Source organism: Actinoplanes sp. NPDC051470, from assembly GCF_040682035.1.
Taxonomy (GTDB): Bacteria; Actinomycetota; Actinomycetes; order Mycobacteriales; family Micromonosporaceae; genus Actinoplanes.
Genome location: NZ_JBFBAA010000002.1, coordinates 11,583 through 26,806 on the forward strand (window position 1 = coordinate 11,583; position 15,224 = coordinate 26,806).

Annotated in this window: 14 protein-coding genes and 1 pseudogene; 10 read left to right on the forward strand and 5 right to left on the reverse strand. The window is 69.9% G+C overall.

Annotated features, from left to right (window positions below; translation table 11 throughout):
• Window positions 1-10 precede the first annotated feature (10 nt).
• The 7 genes from AB0M54_RS05110 to AB0M54_RS05140 all read left to right on the forward strand — a co-directional run bounded on the left by AB0M54_RS05110 (window position 11) and on the right by AB0M54_RS05140 (window position 8,379).
• The gene (locus AB0M54_RS05110) at window positions 11-1,306 is read left to right on the forward strand and encodes an extracellular solute-binding protein (RefSeq protein ID WP_364334434.1); all 1,296 of its coding nucleotides are present in this window, start codon (window positions 11-13) and stop codon (window positions 1,304-1,306) included.
• A 76-nt stretch (window positions 1,307-1,382) separates the two neighbouring features.
• Complete coding sequence (locus AB0M54_RS05115) at window positions 1,383-2,363, forward strand: sugar ABC transporter permease (RefSeq protein ID WP_364334431.1); 981 nt, start codon at window positions 1,383-1,385, stop codon at window positions 2,361-2,363.
• On the forward strand, window positions 2,363-3,265 hold the full coding sequence (locus AB0M54_RS05120) for a carbohydrate ABC transporter permease (protein WP_364334428.1): 903 nt from the start codon (window positions 2,363-2,365) through the stop codon (window positions 3,263-3,265). Before AB0M54_RS05115 ends, AB0M54_RS05120 begins: the two co-directional genes overlap by 1 nt.
• 58 nt (window positions 3,266-3,323) lie before the next feature.
• Complete coding sequence (gene ngcE, locus AB0M54_RS05125) at window positions 3,324-4,721, forward strand: N-acetylglucosamine/diacetylchitobiose ABC transporter substrate-binding protein (protein ID WP_364334425.1); 1,398 nt, start codon at window positions 3,324-3,326, stop codon at window positions 4,719-4,721.
• Window positions 4,722-4,821: 100 nt separating this feature from the next.
• The gene (locus AB0M54_RS05130) at window positions 4,822-5,727 is read left to right on the forward strand and encodes a sugar ABC transporter permease (RefSeq protein ID WP_364334422.1); all 906 of its coding nucleotides are present in this window, start codon (window positions 4,822-4,824) and stop codon (window positions 5,725-5,727) included.
• A gap of 10 nt (window positions 5,728-5,737) precedes the next feature.
• Window positions 5,738-6,649, forward strand: coding sequence for a carbohydrate ABC transporter permease (locus AB0M54_RS05135; protein WP_364469215.1), 912 nt, complete (start codon window positions 5,738-5,740; stop codon window positions 6,647-6,649).
• Window positions 6,650-6,678: 29 nt separating this feature from the next.
• A complete protein-coding gene (locus AB0M54_RS05140) occupies window positions 6,679-8,379 on the forward strand; it encodes a bifunctional 3'-5' exonuclease/DNA polymerase (protein ID WP_364469217.1) in 1,701 nt (566 codons plus the stop codon).
• A gap of 355 nt (window positions 8,380-8,734) precedes the next feature.
• Here AB0M54_RS05140 and AB0M54_RS05145 read toward each other — a convergent pair.
• A pseudogene (locus AB0M54_RS05145) lies at window positions 8,735-9,058 on the reverse strand (ester cyclase); the annotation flags it as partial.
• A gap of 111 nt (window positions 9,059-9,169) precedes the next feature.
• Window positions 9,170-10,024 (reverse strand): LysR family transcriptional regulator, encoded by an 855-nt coding sequence (locus AB0M54_RS05150; protein ID WP_364469219.1) that lies wholly within the window; start codon window positions 10,022-10,024, stop codon window positions 9,170-9,172.
• 61 nt (window positions 10,025-10,085) lie between these two features.
• Between AB0M54_RS05150 and AB0M54_RS05155 the strand changes: the two genes are divergently transcribed.
• Window positions 10,086-10,883 (forward strand): SDR family NAD(P)-dependent oxidoreductase, encoded by a 798-nt coding sequence (locus AB0M54_RS05155; RefSeq protein ID WP_364469221.1) that lies wholly within the window; start codon window positions 10,086-10,088, stop codon window positions 10,881-10,883.
• Window positions 10,884-10,916: 33 nt separating this feature from the next.
• Here AB0M54_RS05155 and AB0M54_RS05160 read toward each other — a convergent pair whose 3' ends face one another.
• The 3 genes from AB0M54_RS05160 to AB0M54_RS05170 are packed head-to-tail and all read right to left on the reverse strand — an operon-like array spanning window position 10,917 to window position 13,082.
• Window positions 10,917-11,747 carry a PHP domain-containing protein gene (locus tag AB0M54_RS05160; RefSeq protein WP_364469223.1) on the reverse strand — a complete coding sequence of 277 codons (831 nt, stop codon included), beginning with the start codon at window positions 11,745-11,747 and terminating at the stop codon, window positions 10,917-10,919.
• Window positions 11,744-12,562, reverse strand: coding sequence for a metal-dependent hydrolase (locus AB0M54_RS05165; protein ID WP_364319765.1), 819 nt, complete (start codon window positions 12,560-12,562; stop codon window positions 11,744-11,746). Before AB0M54_RS05165 ends, AB0M54_RS05160 begins: the two co-directional genes overlap by 4 nt.
• A 58-nt stretch (window positions 12,563-12,620) precedes the next feature.
• The gene (locus AB0M54_RS05170; protein WP_364319767.1) at window positions 12,621-13,082 is read right to left on the reverse strand and encodes a DUF1707 domain-containing protein; all 462 of its coding nucleotides are present in this window, start codon (window positions 13,080-13,082) and stop codon (window positions 12,621-12,623) included.
• Between the two features lie 192 nt (window positions 13,083-13,274).
• Here AB0M54_RS05170 and AB0M54_RS05175 point away from each other — a divergent pair, with 192 nt between their 5' ends.
• Together AB0M54_RS05175 and AB0M54_RS05180 are read left to right on the forward strand one after the other, a co-directional pair.
• Window positions 13,275-14,543, forward strand: a complete 1,269-nt coding sequence (locus AB0M54_RS05175) for a sensor histidine kinase (RefSeq protein ID WP_364319768.1) — start codon at window positions 13,275-13,277, stop codon at window positions 14,541-14,543.
• Window positions 14,540-15,211 (forward strand): response regulator transcription factor, encoded by a 672-nt coding sequence (locus AB0M54_RS05180; RefSeq protein ID WP_364319770.1) that lies wholly within the window; start codon window positions 14,540-14,542, stop codon window positions 15,209-15,211. The genes AB0M54_RS05175 and AB0M54_RS05180 overlap by 4 nt, the downstream gene beginning before the upstream one ends.
• Window positions 15,212-15,224: the final 13 nt, after the last annotated feature.

Consider the following 15,224-nt stretch of genomic DNA (forward strand, 5'->3'; position numbering starts at 1 on the left):
TGGAGGAACCGTGAAGCGCAAGATCGCGCTCGCCGCGGCACTCACCGCCACGCTGCTCGCCGCCGCGTGCGGTAACGACGGCAGCACCAGCGGTACGCCGGACGCCAACGCGTCGGTCGACGGCAAGGGCAAGACCCTCAAGGTCTGGCTCATGGTCGACGCCCAGTCCGGCTGGAAGAACGTCGTCGACCAGGCCAACGAGCGCTTCACCGCGGCCACCGGCGCCCAGGTGCAGATCGACTACCAGCAGTGGGGCGACCACCTGGCCAAGGTCGACGCCACGCTGGCCGGCTCCGACGTGCCGGACGTGATGGAGCTCGGCAACACCGAGATGCCCAAGTACGTCTTCAACGGCGCCTTCCACGAGCTCGACAAGGCCCAGTACGAGAACTCGAAGGACTGGCTGACCGGCCTCTCCGCGCCGTGCGAGTTCGAGGGCAAGACCTGGTGCGTGCCCTACTACGCCGGCGCCCGCGTCCTGGTCTACAACACCGACCTGTTCACCAAGGCCGGCGTCCAGCCCCCGAAGACGTACGCCGATGTGGTCGCCGCGGCCAAGGCGCTGAAGCAGAAGAACCCCGGGCCCAAGTTCTCCGCCTTCTACGCCCCCGGCCAGCACCAGTACATGGGCCTGGCCTGGGCGGTCAGCAAGGGCGGCACGATCGCCAAGCAGGAGGGCGACAAGTGGGTCGGCACCCTGTCCGACCCCAAGGTGCAGGAGGGTCTGACCAACTGGAAGGAGATCACCACCTTCTCCTCCGGTGACAAGACCAAGAACGAGCAGGACCAGGCCGCGATCTTCGCGCAGGGTCAGAGCGGCATGATGTACGGCGCGGGCTGGGAGGCCGGCGCGGCGCAGGAGCAGCCGAAGGACCCCAACGACCCGGCGTCGGAGAAGGTCAAGACCAAGGTGGCCGGCAAGGTCGCCACGGTCGCCATGCCCGAGGTTCCGTCCTTCCTCGGTGGCTCGAACGTGGGCATCACCGCCAAGGCGCAGAACCCCGAGCTGGCCGCGCAGTGGATCAAGATCTTCACCGACAGCAAGTCGCAGGAGCTCCTGATCGACAAGGGTGCCCTGCCCAACGCGACCAGCCTGCTCGACAAGGCCGCCGCCAAGGAGGGCAACGAGGCCAGCGCTCAGGCCGCGAAGAGCAGCTTCTTCGTCCCGATGGCGCCGAAGTGGGCCGAGGTCGAGTCGGCCAACGTGATCCAGCAGATGCTGGTCAGCATCGCCACCGACAAGGCCACCGTCGCGGACGCGACCAAGAAGGCCGACGACCAGATCAACACCATCCTCAACAGCTGACCACCGGCGCCGCCCGCTCGTCCCTGACGCGGGCGGGCGGCGCACCGGTGACTCCTTGAGGAGAGGAAGGGATCCGATGTCCGTCGCCTCACCGTCCGCACCGACGCGGCCCACCCCGCCCGGCCCGCCGGCGCCGGGCGCGCACGTCCGGCGGAAGCGGCGTTCGAGCAGGTCCGGTGGCTTCGTGCCGTACGGGCTCGCGCTCCCGGCGCTGTTCCTGCTGTTCGCCCTGCTCGGTTATCCGATGGTCCGGATGATCGTGCTGTCGTTCCAGAACATGCGGCTGCGGGAGCTGTTCAACGGGCTCACCCCGCCGTGGGTCGGCCTCGACAACTACACCAGGACCCTCACCGACAGCGTGTTCTGGACCGTGGCCCTGCGGACCACCATCTTCACCGTGGTCTCGGTCGCGCTCACCGTGGTCATCGGCCTGGGCGTGGCGATGTTGATGCGCCGGGTCGCGCCGAGCCTCCGGATCGCGATGATCGTCGTGATGATGTTCGTCTGGGCGATGCCCCAGCTGGTCGCCACGCAGATCTTCCGCTGGCTGGTCGACGCCGACTTCGGCGTGATCAACTACCTGCTCACGCTGCTCGGCCTGGACTACGAGAGCCACAGCTGGTTCGCCGAGCCGCTCGAGGGCTGGTCGGTGATCACCGCGCTGGTCGTCTGGGCGGGCATCCCGTTCATCGCGATCACGCTGAACGCCGGCCTCACCCAGGTGCCCAAGGAACTGCTCGAGGCGGCCACGGTCGACGGCGCCTCGCCCTGGCAGGCGTTCCGTAACATCACGCTGCCGATCTTGAAACAGCTGATCGTCATCGTGACCACGTTGTCGGTGATCTGGAACTTCGGCCTGTTCACCCAGCCCTGGGTGATGCGGGACGGCCGGCCCAGCTCCGACTACCAGACGCTGGCCACGTACGCGTACAGCACCGCCTTCAAGACCAACAACTACAGCCTCGGCTCGGCCATCTCGGTGATCACCGTGATCCTGCTGGCCGCGGTGATGGTGTTCTACATCCGTCAGATGTTCAAGATCGGAGACGTGGACTGATGGCCGCCGTCGCCCCCGTCGTCCCGGTACGCAAACGCCGCCGCCGTCGCCCGATCGACAGCGACACCGTCACGGTCGGCCGCAGCGGGGCCGGAACACTGTTCGCGAACCTGGCCGCCATCGGATTCATCGTGGTGATGGCGTTCCCGGTCTACTGGGTGCTGAACACCGCGTTCAAGCCGTCGAACGAGATCCTCCGGTTCGAGCCGACGTTCGTGCCGATGAGCCCGACGTTCGACAACTTCAAGTCGGCCTTCAACGCGCCGTTCTTCCAGCAGGACCTGCTGAACAGCGTGATCATCACGCTCGGTGCGGTGGCCGGCGCGATCGTGGTCGGCTTCCTGGCCGCGCTGGCGATCGCCCGGTTCCAGTTCTACGGCCGCAAGGCGATCATCCTGATCGTCCTCGGCGTGCAGATGGTGCCGCTGGTCGCGCTCCTCATTCCGCTCTACCTGATGATGCAGGGACTGGGGCGGACCAAGGAGCTGCCTGGGGTGATCATCGTCTATATCGTGCTGATCCTGCCGTACACCGTCTGGACGCTTCGTGGTTTCATCTCCGGGATCCCGCGCGAGCTCGACGAGGCCGCGTTGATCGACGGGTGCACGCGCGCACAGGTGTTCTGGCGGATCATCCTGCCGCTCACGGGTCCCGGTTTGGTCGCAACGTCCGTGTACGGCTTCATTCAAGCGTGGAACGAGTTCATCATCATCAACACGTTCAACGATCAGGCCCAGCAGAACCTGATGGCCTGGCTGCTGCAGAACCAGACGCAACGAGGGACGTTCTGGGGACCGTTGATGGCCGGGTCGATCCTGACCGCGATCCCGGTGGTGATCTTCTTCCTCATCATCCAGCGCAACATCGCGACCGGCCTCACCGCCGGCGCGGTGAAGGGCTGACCAGCACCAAACCCCTTTTTCCGTACGAAAGAACGCGCACCATCAGCGAGGAGTAACGATGAGCGAAATTTTTGCCCGGCCTGAGGTCGACCGGCGCACCCTGCTGCGTCGTGCCGCGGCCGTGGGCCTGCTGGCCACCCCGGCGGCGAGCCTGCTGAGCGCCTGCGTCGGCGGGGGCGAGGAGAAGACCCAGGACCAGGCCGAGGGTACGAAGAGCGCCACCAACCCGCTCGGCGTCGACGCGAAGGCCCCGCTCGAGGTCATCATCTTCAACGGCGGCCTGGGCAGCAAGTACGCCACCGACGTGCACATCCCCTCGTACAAGAAGTCCTTCCCGACCGCCGAGGTCAAGTTCTCCGAGACCCAGGAGATCGGCAAGGTCGTCCAGCCCCGGATCAACGCCGGCGACCCGCCGGACATGGTCAACAACGCCGGCGCCGGCCTGATGGACATGGCCGCCATCGTCAAGGCGGGCCAGGCCCAGGACCTGACCGACCTGTTCGCCGCCCCGTCGCTCGACATCCCGGGCAAGACGGTCAAGGACACCCTGGTGCCCGGCGCGTACGAGCAGGGCCTGTTCGACGGCAAGCCGTTCGTGCTCAACTACGCGTTCACGGTGTACGGCCTCTGGTACAACAAGGCGCTGTTCACCAAGAACAACTGGACGCTGCCGAAGACCTGGTCCGAGTTCACCACGCTGCTCGGCACCATCAAGGCCGCGGGCATCACGCCGTTCGCGTACCCGGGCGCCAACGCGCCGTACTACATGTACCTGGCCATCCTGACCAGCGCGGCCAAGATCGGTGGCACCGAGCTGCTCAAGGCGCTGGACGAGAACGCGGACGGCGCGTGGGAGGCCGAGCCGATCAAGCAGGCCGCCGCCGCGTGGGCCGAGATCGGCGCCAAGTACTCCGACAAGAAGTTCAAGGGTCTCAAGCACACCGAGATCCAGCTGCAGCAGAACCAGGACAAGGTCGCCTTCTACCCGTGCGGCTCCTGGCTCGAGAACGAGCAGGCCAAGGACACCCCGAAGGGCTTCGAGTACGCGGTCATCCCGATCCCGTCGGTCACCGGCTCGGACAAGCTGCCGCAGACCGCGATCTACGCGGCGGCCGGCGAGATGTACTACGCCTCCAGCAAGGGCAAGAACCCGCGCGGCGGTATGGAGTACCTGCGCCACATGCTCTCCAAGGAGGGCGCGGCCGGCTTCACCAAGCTGACCAAGGTGCTGACCGTGGTGCAGGGCGCGGCCGACGGCCTGACCATCTCGCCCGGCCTGACCAGCGGCAACGAGCTGCTCAAGGGCGCCGGCAAGGACTTCTTCGGCTACCGCTGGCCCGACCTGTACAAGAAGCTCGACGTCGAGGTCCAGGCCGCGACCAACCAGCTGATGTACGACGGCGGCACCGCCGACCAGTTCGTCACCCGGATCGCCAAGGCCGCGAAGGCCGTCTAAGAACTTTTTCAAATTCGCTTTCGAGGCGCTTCTACAGGCGGCGAATTTGGAAAAGTTCTAGGCCTAGTCAGTTACATCGCCGGCCAGTAGGAAGGACGTCATGCGGCGCGGCAAGTATCCATTCATCATCGGTTTCCTTGTCGTGCCGGTGGCGCTCTACGTGACCTTCGTGGTCGCGGCGTACGTGCAGACGTTCCAGCTCGCGTTCACCGACTGGTCCGGGCTGGGACCGATCACGTATGTCGGTTTCGACAACTTCGTCACGATGTGGAACGACTCGTTGTTCTGGCGGTCCATCCAGCACAACCTGTTCGTCCTGCTGGTTCTCCCCATCCTGACGATCGCCCTCGCGCTGGTGTTCGCCTTCCTGCTGAACGTCGGCGGGGGCCACAAGGGCGGCACCACGCGCGGGGTCTGGGGCTCGAAGCTCTACCGGGTCATCTTCTTCTTCCCGCAGCTGCTGGCCCTGGCGATCGTCGCGGTCATCTTCGGCCGGGTCTACTCGCCGGACGACAGCGGCCTGATCAACGGGCTGCTGCCGGCCGGCACCGAGCCGATCCTGTTCCTGGCCGACGGCAACCTGGCGCTGATCTCGATCGTCGCGGTGCTGATCTGGCAGTCGGTCGGGTTCTACGTGGTGCTCTTCTCGGCGGGCATGGGCTCGATCTCGCCGGAGATCTACGAGGCCGCCGCGATCGACGGCGCCAACCGGATCACGCTGTTCTTCCGGATCACCGTGCCGCTGCTCTGGCAGACGATCCAGGTCGCCTGGGTCTACCTGGGCATCGCCGCCTTCGACTGCTTCGCGCTGGTCAACATCATGAGCGTGGAGCGCGGCGGACCGGACGGCGCCACCTCGGTGCTGAGCATGATGATCTACCGCAACGCGTTCGAGTTCTCCCAGGCCGGTTACGCCTCGGCGCTGGGTGTCTCGCTGTTCATCCTGACCCTGGCGTTCGCCGCGCTGACCCTCCGGGTCACCCGCCGCGACGCCGTCGAGATGTGAGGGGTACGCGATGACGACGACCCAGGCACCCGCCACCACGCCCGCCGCCGCCTCGTCGGCCGGGCGCAAGCCGGACACCAAGCGCGAGGTCAACGCGTTCAGCGGCCTCGCCCACATCGGCCTGTTCATCTGGGCGCTGGCCACCGCCGGCCCGCTCATCTGGGTGGTGCTGTCCTCCTTCAAGAACAACACCGAGATCTTCCTCGGCCAGCCGTTCGGGCTGCCCGGCTCGTTCTCGTTCCAGTCGTACGTCGACGCCTGGAACACCGCGCACGTCGGCCAGTACTTCCTGAACAGCGTCTTCGTGGTGGTCGTCAGCACCGCCGGAACCATGCTGCTCGGCTCGATGGCCGCGTACGTGCTGGCCCGCTACAAGTTCTTCGGCAACCGGTTCATCTACTACCTGTTCGTCAGCGGCCTCGCGTTCCCCACCTTCATGGCCCTGGTCCCGCTGTTCTTCATCCTGAAGGGCTTCGGCCTGATCAACACGTTCACCGGGCTGATCCTGGTGTACATCGCCTACTCGCTGCCGTTCACGGTGTTCTTCCTGGCCGCGTTCTTCAAGACGCTGCCGATGGAGATCGAGGAGGCGGCGACCGTGGACGGCGCCTCGCACACCCGCAAGTTCTTCCAGATCATGGTGCCGATGGCCAAGAGTGGCCTGGTCAGCATCACGATCTTCAACATCGTCGGCCAGTGGAACCAATACCTGCTACCGGTCGCGATCATGCAGGGCGCGGGCGCCGACTCCAAGTGGGTGCTGACACAGGGCATCGCGAACATCAGCACGTCGGCCGGTTACCAGGCGCAGTGGTCCACGCTGTTCGCCGCGCTCACGCTCTCGATCCTGCCGATGATCGTGGTGTACGCGATCTTCCAGCGCCAGATCCAGGCCGGTCTGACCGCGGGCGCCGTGAAGTAAATGTCGTACCTCACCGCCAGAATGGCGGTGTGGGTCCACCGCTGATAGCCGTTCAAGAGGGGCTGGGTCCGGCCGCGCACGGGGGTGGCCGGCTCCAGCCCCTGCTTGCTGACGGCTCGGCGGCCGGCCCCGCCTTCGACGTGCCCGATCTCGCCGTTTTTGTGAAAGAACGCGAGGCGGCCGAGCCGGTGCGCTGGGTCTGGGCGGCCACCGCCGAGATCTACCCGCCGCTGGTCCGGGCCGGCGTCCGGGTCCGGCGCGGCCACGACCTCGAGCTCACCGAGGCTCTCCTGCAGGGGTACGCCGGGCGCTGGGGCGCCCCGCGCGCGTTGCCGGCGGTGCTCGCCCGCCTCGACGGCGGTCCCGTGCCGGCCGACCCGCCGCCCCACCAGCCCGACCCGCCCGGCCTCAGCCAGGGCTTCCTGTTCGACACCGGCCCCCGGCAGTCCGGTTCGTCGGCCGCCCTGGCCGACGTGGTCCGCGCCTACGCCGACCAGCAGGCCCGCCTCTCCGCCGTCGACGCGCCCGGCCGCTTCCGTCTGCTCGTGGCGGCCGAGAACGCCGGCGCGCTGCTCGGCGTCGAGATGGGCCACGCGGGCCTGCCCTGGCGAGCCGACATCCACAACGAGCTGCTGCGCGACATGCTCGGCGCGCCGCAGCCGGTCGGTCCGCCCCGCCGACTGGCTTCGTTGACGGCCGAGATCAACGACGCTTTCGGCGTACGCGGACTGCATCCTGACTCTCCGGCCGAGGTGGTGAAGGCGTTCGCCCGCGCGGGCGTCGAGATCCCCAACACCCGGGCCTGGGTGCTGAAGAACGTCGACCATCCGGCGGTCAAACCGCTCCTGGAATACAAGGAGCTCTACCGCATCTGGACGGCGCACGGCTGGTCGTGGCTCGACGCGTGGGTGGTCGGCGGCCGGTTCCGCGCCGAGTTCGTCCCCGGCGGCGTGGTCTCCGGCCGCTGGGCCACCCGCGGCGGGGGAGCGCTCCAGGTCCCCAAGGTGGTCCGCCGCGCGGTCGTCGCCGACGAGGGCTGGCGCTTCGTGGTCGCCGACGCCGGCCAGCTCGAGCCCCGCGTGCTCGCGGCGGTCTCCGGCGACGCTCGCCTGGCCGCCGCGGCCAAGGCCGGCGACCTCTACGCCGCCCTGGCCACCGACTCCTTCGACGGCGACCGCGCCAAGGCCAAGATCGCCCTGCTCGGCGCCATGTACGGCCAGACCGGCGGCGCCGCCATTCCCGCCCTGGCGGTGCTGCGGCAGCGCTACCCGACCGCCTTCGAGTACGTCGAGTCGGCCGCCCGCACCGGCGAGGCCGGCGGCCTGGTCCGCTCCTGGCTCGGCCGAACCTGCCCGCCGGCCTCGTCATCCTGGCGCGACAACGGCCTCGACCCGCCCGAGGAGGCCGGCTCGGCCGAACTGCCCCAGGGCGGCGCGACCGGCCGGGCCCGAGGCCGCTTCACCCGCAACTTCGTCATCCAGGCGACGGCCGCCGAGTGGGCCCTGGTCCTGCTGGCGTCCCTGCGCACGGCCTTGGAGGGCACCAAGGCCGAACTGGTCTTCTTCGTCCACGACGAGGTGGTCGTCCACTGCCCCGAGCCCGAGGCCCCCACGGTCGTGGCCGCCGTCCAGCAGGCCGCCGCCGAAGCCGGCCGCCTCCTCTTCGGCGCCACCGAGGTCCGCTTCCCCTTGGACGTCTCCGTCGTCGAGTGCTACGCCGACGCCAAGTAACCGGCTTCCGCTCGGCTTCCGCTGGGCTTGCGTTCGGCTTCCGCTCGGGTTGCGCTCGGCTTCCATTTGGCGTCTTGGTCGCCGAGTGGAACGTCGATGCCGAGTAACCGGCCTCGCTCGGCTTCATGGTCGTCGAGTGCTGTGTTGACGCCGAGTGCTCGGGTCTCTCGTCGTCGCGTGCGACGCCGACGCCGACGCCGACGCCGACGCCGACGCCGACGCCGACGCGGGCGTGGTGCCTATACGCGCTCAGAGCAGCTCTGAGCGCGTATAGGCACCACTGCGCGCGGGAGCGGAGTTGCTCGGCGACGGCGTGGCGGTCGATGAGGGAGTCGACGGCGGCGATGCGGCCGGCGACGAACCGGTAGAAGACGTGTTCGGCGAAGAGGAAGCGGCCTCCGTCCGGGGTGAAGCCCAGGAACGGCTTCTCCGGCTTGCAGTCGAAGAGGATGCGGCAGGCGATGCGGTCGTCGGTGGCCATGATGATGCGGGCGTCGTAGAAGAGGTCGGGGATGGCCTCGATGTCGCCGGCGATCAGGTCGCGGTACTGCTCGCGGGTCAGCGGCTCGCCGTTGTAGGTGAGCTCGTCCTGCACGAACTCCACCAGGTCGTCGAGGCGACGCTCGTTGAGCACGGCCAGATAGGCCCGGTAGCGGCCCGCGAGATCAAGATCCGTCATCCGCCCACGCTAAGCGGTGGTCGCCGGAACCGCCGCGCGGAAAGCCACCAGCAAGCCGAGTGGCGCTAGCCACGCGGAGCGGCCGAGCCACGTGGAACGCCTCGGGCCTCGCTAGCGGGCACTCGCCGCGACGGCCGCGCGGAACGCCTCGAGCAGGGGGCGGCGGTCGTCGCGGCGCCACAGCAGGATCAGGCGGCTGGGCGGGACGCCGGTGATCGGCAGGCAGACCACGCCGTCGCGGGATACCAGGGGCACGTTGCCCTCGGCGACCAGGCAGACGCCCAGGCCGGCCGCGACCGCCTCGGCCGCGGCTTCGGCCGAGGAGATCTCGCCGCCGATCGTCACCGGGTGGCCGCCCCTCGACTCGGCGGCCAGCCAGTGGTCGCGCAGTTCGCCGGCCGCCGCCGGCAGGGCCAGGAACGGCTCGTCGAGCACGTCGGCGATGTCGATCGATGTGCGCCCGGCGAACCGGTGCGAGGCGGGGACGGCCAGCAGCCGTCGTTCCGTGGCGACGTGCTGCCACCCGTACCGGGAAAGGTGCGGGACCGGCCACCAGACGAAAGCCACGTCGGTCTGCCGGCCACCCACCCCGCCGGTGGGATCGTCCCAGGGCACCTGCCGCAGCTGGAGGCGGGCGTCGGGGAAGGCGGCGCGGATCGCCGGCATCAACCCGCGCCCGACTCCGGTGCTCATCCCGACCACGAACGTGGCCGTCGCCTCGGCGACCGCGTCGGCCCAGGCCGCGAGCACCGTCCGGGCGTGGGGGAGCAGCGCGGCGCCGCCGGGTGTGAGCCGCACCTGTTGCCGGTCCCGCTCGAACAGCGGCGTCCGCAACTGGGTCTCCAGCACCCTGACCTGCTTGGACAGCGCCGGCTGGCTGACGTGCAGCGCCTCCGCGGCCCGGGTGAAGTGCAGGTGTTCGGCCACCGCCACGAAGTACCGCAGGTCCCGCAGATGCACGTCCATAACCATTGGCTATCACGGCAGGTCTTGGACGGCGAGCGGGACGGGAAGCAGGCTGGGCCGGGTGAGCGACGACAAGCGGGTGTGGTTGGTGACGGGGGCGAGCAGCGGCTTCGGGCGGGCGATCGCCGAGGCGGCCACGGCGGCGGGTGATCTGGTGGTGGGCACCAGCCGGCGCCCGTCCGGCGACGAGGTGCGGCTCGATCTGACCGAGGCCGGTGCGGCCGAGCGGGCGGTGGCCGAGGTGGAGCAGCGGTACGGGCGGGTCGACGTGCTGGTCAACAACGCCGGTCACGGGCAGGTGGGGGCGGCCGAGGAGACCACCGACGCCGAGCTGCGGGAGATCTTCGAGGTGCACGTGTTCGGCCCGGCGGCGCTGGTCCGGGCGGTGCTGCCGGGGATGCGGGCGCGCCGGCGCGGGGCGATCGTGCAGATGTCGTCGTTCGGCGGCCAGGTCGCGCTGCCCGGTTTCTCGGCCTACTGCGCCACGAAGTTCGCGCTCGAGGGCTATTCGGAGGCGCTGGCCGCGGAGGTCCGCCCGCACGGCGTCAAGGTCCTGGTGGTCGAGCCGGGCGCGTTCCGCACCCGCCTGTTCGGCGGCGGCCTGGTGCAGAGCAAGACCCTCGACGCGTACGCCGACACGGTCGGCCCGACCCGCGCCATGATCGAGGCCGGCGACGGCGCCCAGCCCGGCGACCCGGCCAAGGCGGCGTCGGCCATCCTCGCCGCGCTCGACGCCGACGTGACACCGCTCCGCCTGCCCCTGGGCGGCGACGCCGTGGACGGCATCGTCGGCCACCTCGACGGCGTCCGCGCCGAGATCAACACCTGGGAGTCCACCTCGCGAGCGACCGCGTTCTAGGGGAGTGCCTACCGCTGGATCAAGCGCCGGCCGCTATCGCCAGAACTCGTCGGGATGGTCGCCGGGGCGGAAGCCGTGCGCCTCGGCCAGCGCGGCGGCCTCCCGGAAGCCGTGCCCGACGGCGTCCGGGCGGTGGGCGTCGCTGCCGAAGCTGATTGTTTCGCCGCCCTCCTCGCGCCACCAGCGCAGGATCGTGGCGTGCAGCGGGATGCGGGTGTTGACCTCGAGCGTGCGGCCGGAGGCCGCGGTGGCCCGCAGCGCGTACCGGAATTCGTCCTCGAACCGCCCCGGCTCGAACTCGCCGTGCGGCCACGACCGGGCCGCGTAGTCGATGTGCGCCAGCACCTGGAACGGCGCGTCCGAGCCGACCAGCCGCACCACCTCGGCGAGGTAGTCGCGCATCACCTCGTCGGCGTCGCGCAGGGGATAGAGGTACCAGGGCTCGGCGAAGCCGGAATCGTGCGGCAGGCAGTGCTGCGAACCGAGGACCCGGTCGAACGGGCCGGACCGCAGCACCGCCGCGCACGAAGAGGCGTTCCAGTGTGGCTGCCCGAGCTCGACGCCGGTGAGGATGCGCAGGCCGGGGAAGAGGGACCGGCAGCGTTCGATCGACGCCAGGTAACCGGTGACGTCCAGGGGCGGCGGGGTCAGCACCAGGTTCTCGTCGGCCATCGCCCGGTGGTGCTCGTTGACGTACGGTCCGCTGCCGGCCAGGGAGAAGGGCGTCGGGTCGACGTGTTCGGTGAAGGCGATCGACGGGAGCCCGATCTCGGCCGCCCGGGCGCAGGTGCGTTCCATCGAGCCGACGTCGGTGTCCCAGGAGAACTCGCTGTGGACGTGGTTGTCCGGCGGCAGCGGGGTCACGGCGCGGCGGCGTCGAGGTGGATGGAGTCGAGGACGCCCGGGAAGAACATGGCCACGAGGGCGAGCAGCGACACGATGGTGAACAGGCCACGGAGGACGAAGATCTCGCCCGGGCCGCCGGCCTTGATCGCGATGCCGTCGGGGATGCCGATCATCCGCCACAGGCGGTTGCCCAGCGGGATCGGCCAGAGCAGGGGCACGCCGCTGCGGGTGATCATGTCGCCGAAGAGGTGGACCACGCAGCCGACGCCCACCGCCGTGCCGAGCAGCGGATAGCCGCGGTCGGTGTCCAGCTGTGACGCGGCCATGAACGCCGCGGCGGCCGAGGTCAGCGTGATGATCAGCCAACCGGCGCGTTCGGCCCACTTGTCGAACAGGCCCCGCAGGGCCAGGCCGGCCATGAAGAACAGAACCCCGAGGACCGCCCATTTCCCGTACGCCGCACAGAGGCTGGTCGTGCCCCAGCCGACGAGCCCGGCGAACACCAGCGTGTGTGTGAACGTGCGGTGCCCGTTGGTGCGCCGGGGGTCCCGTGGCATCCGGGTGATCGAGTAGATGCCCAGCGACACCTTCTCGATCACCTCGGCGACGAACAGGGAGAACACCCCGAAGGTCCGGGCCACGGTCGCGCCGCCCTGGTTGCGGGTCACCTTGCCGGACAGGTCGAGGTCGGGCAGCAGGGCGGCGCCGGCGCACACCGTCGCCCCGATGGTCACGGCGAGCGGGCTCTGTTCGTACCCCGAGAAGTGATCGAGAGCCCAACTCCCCGCAAGCCAGACGGCGGCACCGGACAACGCATGAGACGGACCCATCACGCATTCAAGCGTTTCAGGGCGATGCCAGTCGATCAACGACCGTCCGGGCCGCGACCGCCTAGGGCGCGTTCCAGGGCGCGACCGGCTGGTGTCGCTGGTAGCCCGGGTGGCGGTGGTGGTGTCGTGGGCCGCGGTGTCTCGCGAATGCCATGAACAGGAAGAATATCGGGAAGATGGGCCAGAAGAAGTGTGCGCCGGAGAACAGCCAGACGGTCGTCAGCACGGCTGTGACGACGAAGACGAAGCCCCCGAACGCCCGGCGGTCCCGGCGTGTCGCGGCTTGGAACTCCGGCGTCTGGGCGAGCGCCTGGCGGCCGTTGCCCGGCAGGTCGGCGGTGAGCGGGATCAGCTCGTCGCGGAATTTGGCGGCGTAGCAGCTGCCCAGGCGCTCCTCGCCCTCCTCGAGCGTCAGCCGGCCCTCGGTCATCGCGGCACGCAGGATCGTCGCGACCTGTTCCCGCTCGGTGTCGGACGTGCGGAGCCGATGTTGCCCGGCCCGCGTGGCGTCGTCGGTGGTCACGGTAGCCCCCTTCGGTTCGTGCGAACTTCCTCAAGGCTCCCCGGTGGCGGCCCGTCCCGCGTCTGCCCGTGGTCGCGACTTCGCCTACGCCACCGGTCCCATACCGGACGTGCGGCGTACGACAGCGGGAGTACGCCGGGACCGGCCCTGGGTTTGATGCCCGGCGGTGGCCCGGTGCCGTACGTTCGGCACGTGGGACGACCGAGGAGCAGGCGGCATGCGCCATGGCAGCAGGACCAGCCATGGCCCGACCCGCCGTGGCGCTCGAACCGTCCGCACAAGGGCCCGCCCGCCGGGGTGGCGATCGGCGCCGGGCTGTTCCACGTGCTCGGGGCCAAGGACATCGCCTCGGACGGCCTCGTCTACCACCCGTTCGACGTGCTCGTGTACGCCCTGCTCCTGATCGGCCCGATCGCGCTGATCTGGCGGCGGCGCGCCCCGGTCGCGGTGCTGCTGATCGCGATGGCGGCGTCGATCGGCTTCGCCACGATGGCCGCGCCGCGCTGGGTGTTCCTGGTCGCCCCGCTGATCGCCTGCTGGAACGCGGTGAAGCAGGGCAAGGGCCGGCCGGCGTTCCTGGCCTCGGCGGCCGGCTACGTCGCGTACGTCCTGGTCGCCGTCGTCCTCGCCGACGAACTCGGCCTGGCCCCCGGCACCCGCCCCGGCCTGCGCACCCTGGTCGTGCTCGCGGCCGCGCTGCTGCTGTCGATGTTCTTCGGCGGGGCGGCCAAGGCGCAGTCCGAGCACCGGGCCGAGGTGATGAAGGCGCGCGCCGAGCGGGCCCGGGCCAAGGAGGAGCAGGAGCGGCGGCAGGCCTCCGAGGAACGGCTGCGCATGGCCCGTGAGCTGCACGACGTGCTCGGCCACCACCTGTCGCTGATCAGCGTGCAGGCCGGCGTGGGCCTGCACCTGATGGACAACCAGCCCGAGCAGGCGCGCGAGGCGCTGACCGCGATCAAGACCGCCAGCGGGGAGGCGTTGCGAGAGGTACGCGCGGTGCTCGGCGTGCTGCGGCCGGAGGAGGAGGCCGCGCCCCGGCAACCGGCGCTGGGCCTGGACCGGCTGGACGAACTGACCGGCAGCGCGGGGCTGCCGGTGACGACCACCCGGACCGGCTTGCCGCGCCCGCTGCCGGCCGAGGTCGACCGGGCGGCGTACCGGATCGTGCAGGAGGCCCTGACCAACGTGCGCAAGCATGCCGGCCCGGCGGCTTCGGCCGAGGTGTCGGTGGACTACGCGCCCGAGGGTCTGCGCCTCTCCATCCGCAACGATGGTTCGCCGGCTTCGTCGAACGAGGACGGCAGCGGGATCACCGGCATGCGTGAGCGCGCGTCGGCGCTGGGCGGCAGCCTGCAGGCCGGGCCGCTGCCCGCGGGAGGATTCCTGGTGACCGTGTTGTTGCCCGTCCCTCCGGATCCCGCTCCCGATTCGGGTGGGCCCGCTCCTCAGGAGGCGACTTGATCTCGGTGTTGCTGGCGGACGACCAGGCCCTGGTCCGGGCCGGGTTCCGCGCGCTGCTGAACGCGGAGCCCGGCATCGAGGTGGTGGCCGAGGCGGCCGACGGGGTGGAGGCGGTCCGCCTGGTCGAGGAGTTCCGGCCCGACGTGGTGCTGATGGACATCCGGATGCCCGGCGTCGACGGCCTCGAGGCGACCCGCCGGATCGCCGCCGACCCGCGCCTGGCCGCCACCCGGGTGGTCATCCTGACCACCTTCGAGCTGGACGAGTACGTGTTCGAGGCGCTGCGCACCGGCGCCTCCGGATTCCTGGTCAAGGACACCGAGCCGGTCGAGCTGCTGCGCGGGGTGCGAGCGGTGGCGGCCGGGGACGCGCTGCTCTCGCCGAGCGTCACGCGGCGGGTGATCGGCGAGTTCGCCACCCCCGGTCGCGGCCGGGCCGCCTCGCCGCCGGCCGAGCTGGCGCAGCTCACCGACCGGGAACGCGAGGTCATGGTCCTGGTGGGCGAGGGTCTCTCCAACGACGAGATCGCCGGTCGCCTGGTGATCAGCCCGGCCACGGCGAAGACCCACGTGAGCCGCACGATGCTCAAGCTCGGCGCCCGCGATCGCGCCCAGCTGGTGGTCTACGCGTACGAGGCGGGGCTGATCCGCCCCGGTTGGCTGACCTGACCTCCCGGAGATC

Excerpts from the sequence above, each read along its gene's own strand:
- AB0M54_RS05115 (WP_364334431.1), top strand. The coding sequence starts at position 1,383 with ATGTCCGTCGCCTCACCGTCCGCACCGACGCGGCCCACCCCGCCCGGC.
- AB0M54_RS05120 (WP_364334428.1), top strand. The coding sequence starts at position 2,363 with ATGGCCGCCGTCGCCCCCGTCGTCCCGGTACGCAAACGCCGCCGCCGT.
- ngcE (WP_364334425.1), top strand. The coding sequence starts at position 3,324 with ATGAGCGAAATTTTTGCCCGGCCTGAGGTCGACCGGCGCACCCTGCTG.
- AB0M54_RS05130 (WP_364334422.1), top strand. The coding sequence starts at position 4,822 with ATGCGGCGCGGCAAGTATCCATTCATCATCGGTTTCCTTGTCGTGCCG.
- AB0M54_RS05135 (WP_364469215.1), top strand. The coding sequence starts at position 5,738 with ATGACGACGACCCAGGCACCCGCCACCACGCCCGCCGCCGCCTCGTCG.
- AB0M54_RS05150 (WP_364469219.1), bottom strand. The coding sequence starts at position 10,024 with ATGGACGTGCATCTGCGGGACCTGCGGTACTTCGTGGCGGTGGCCGAA.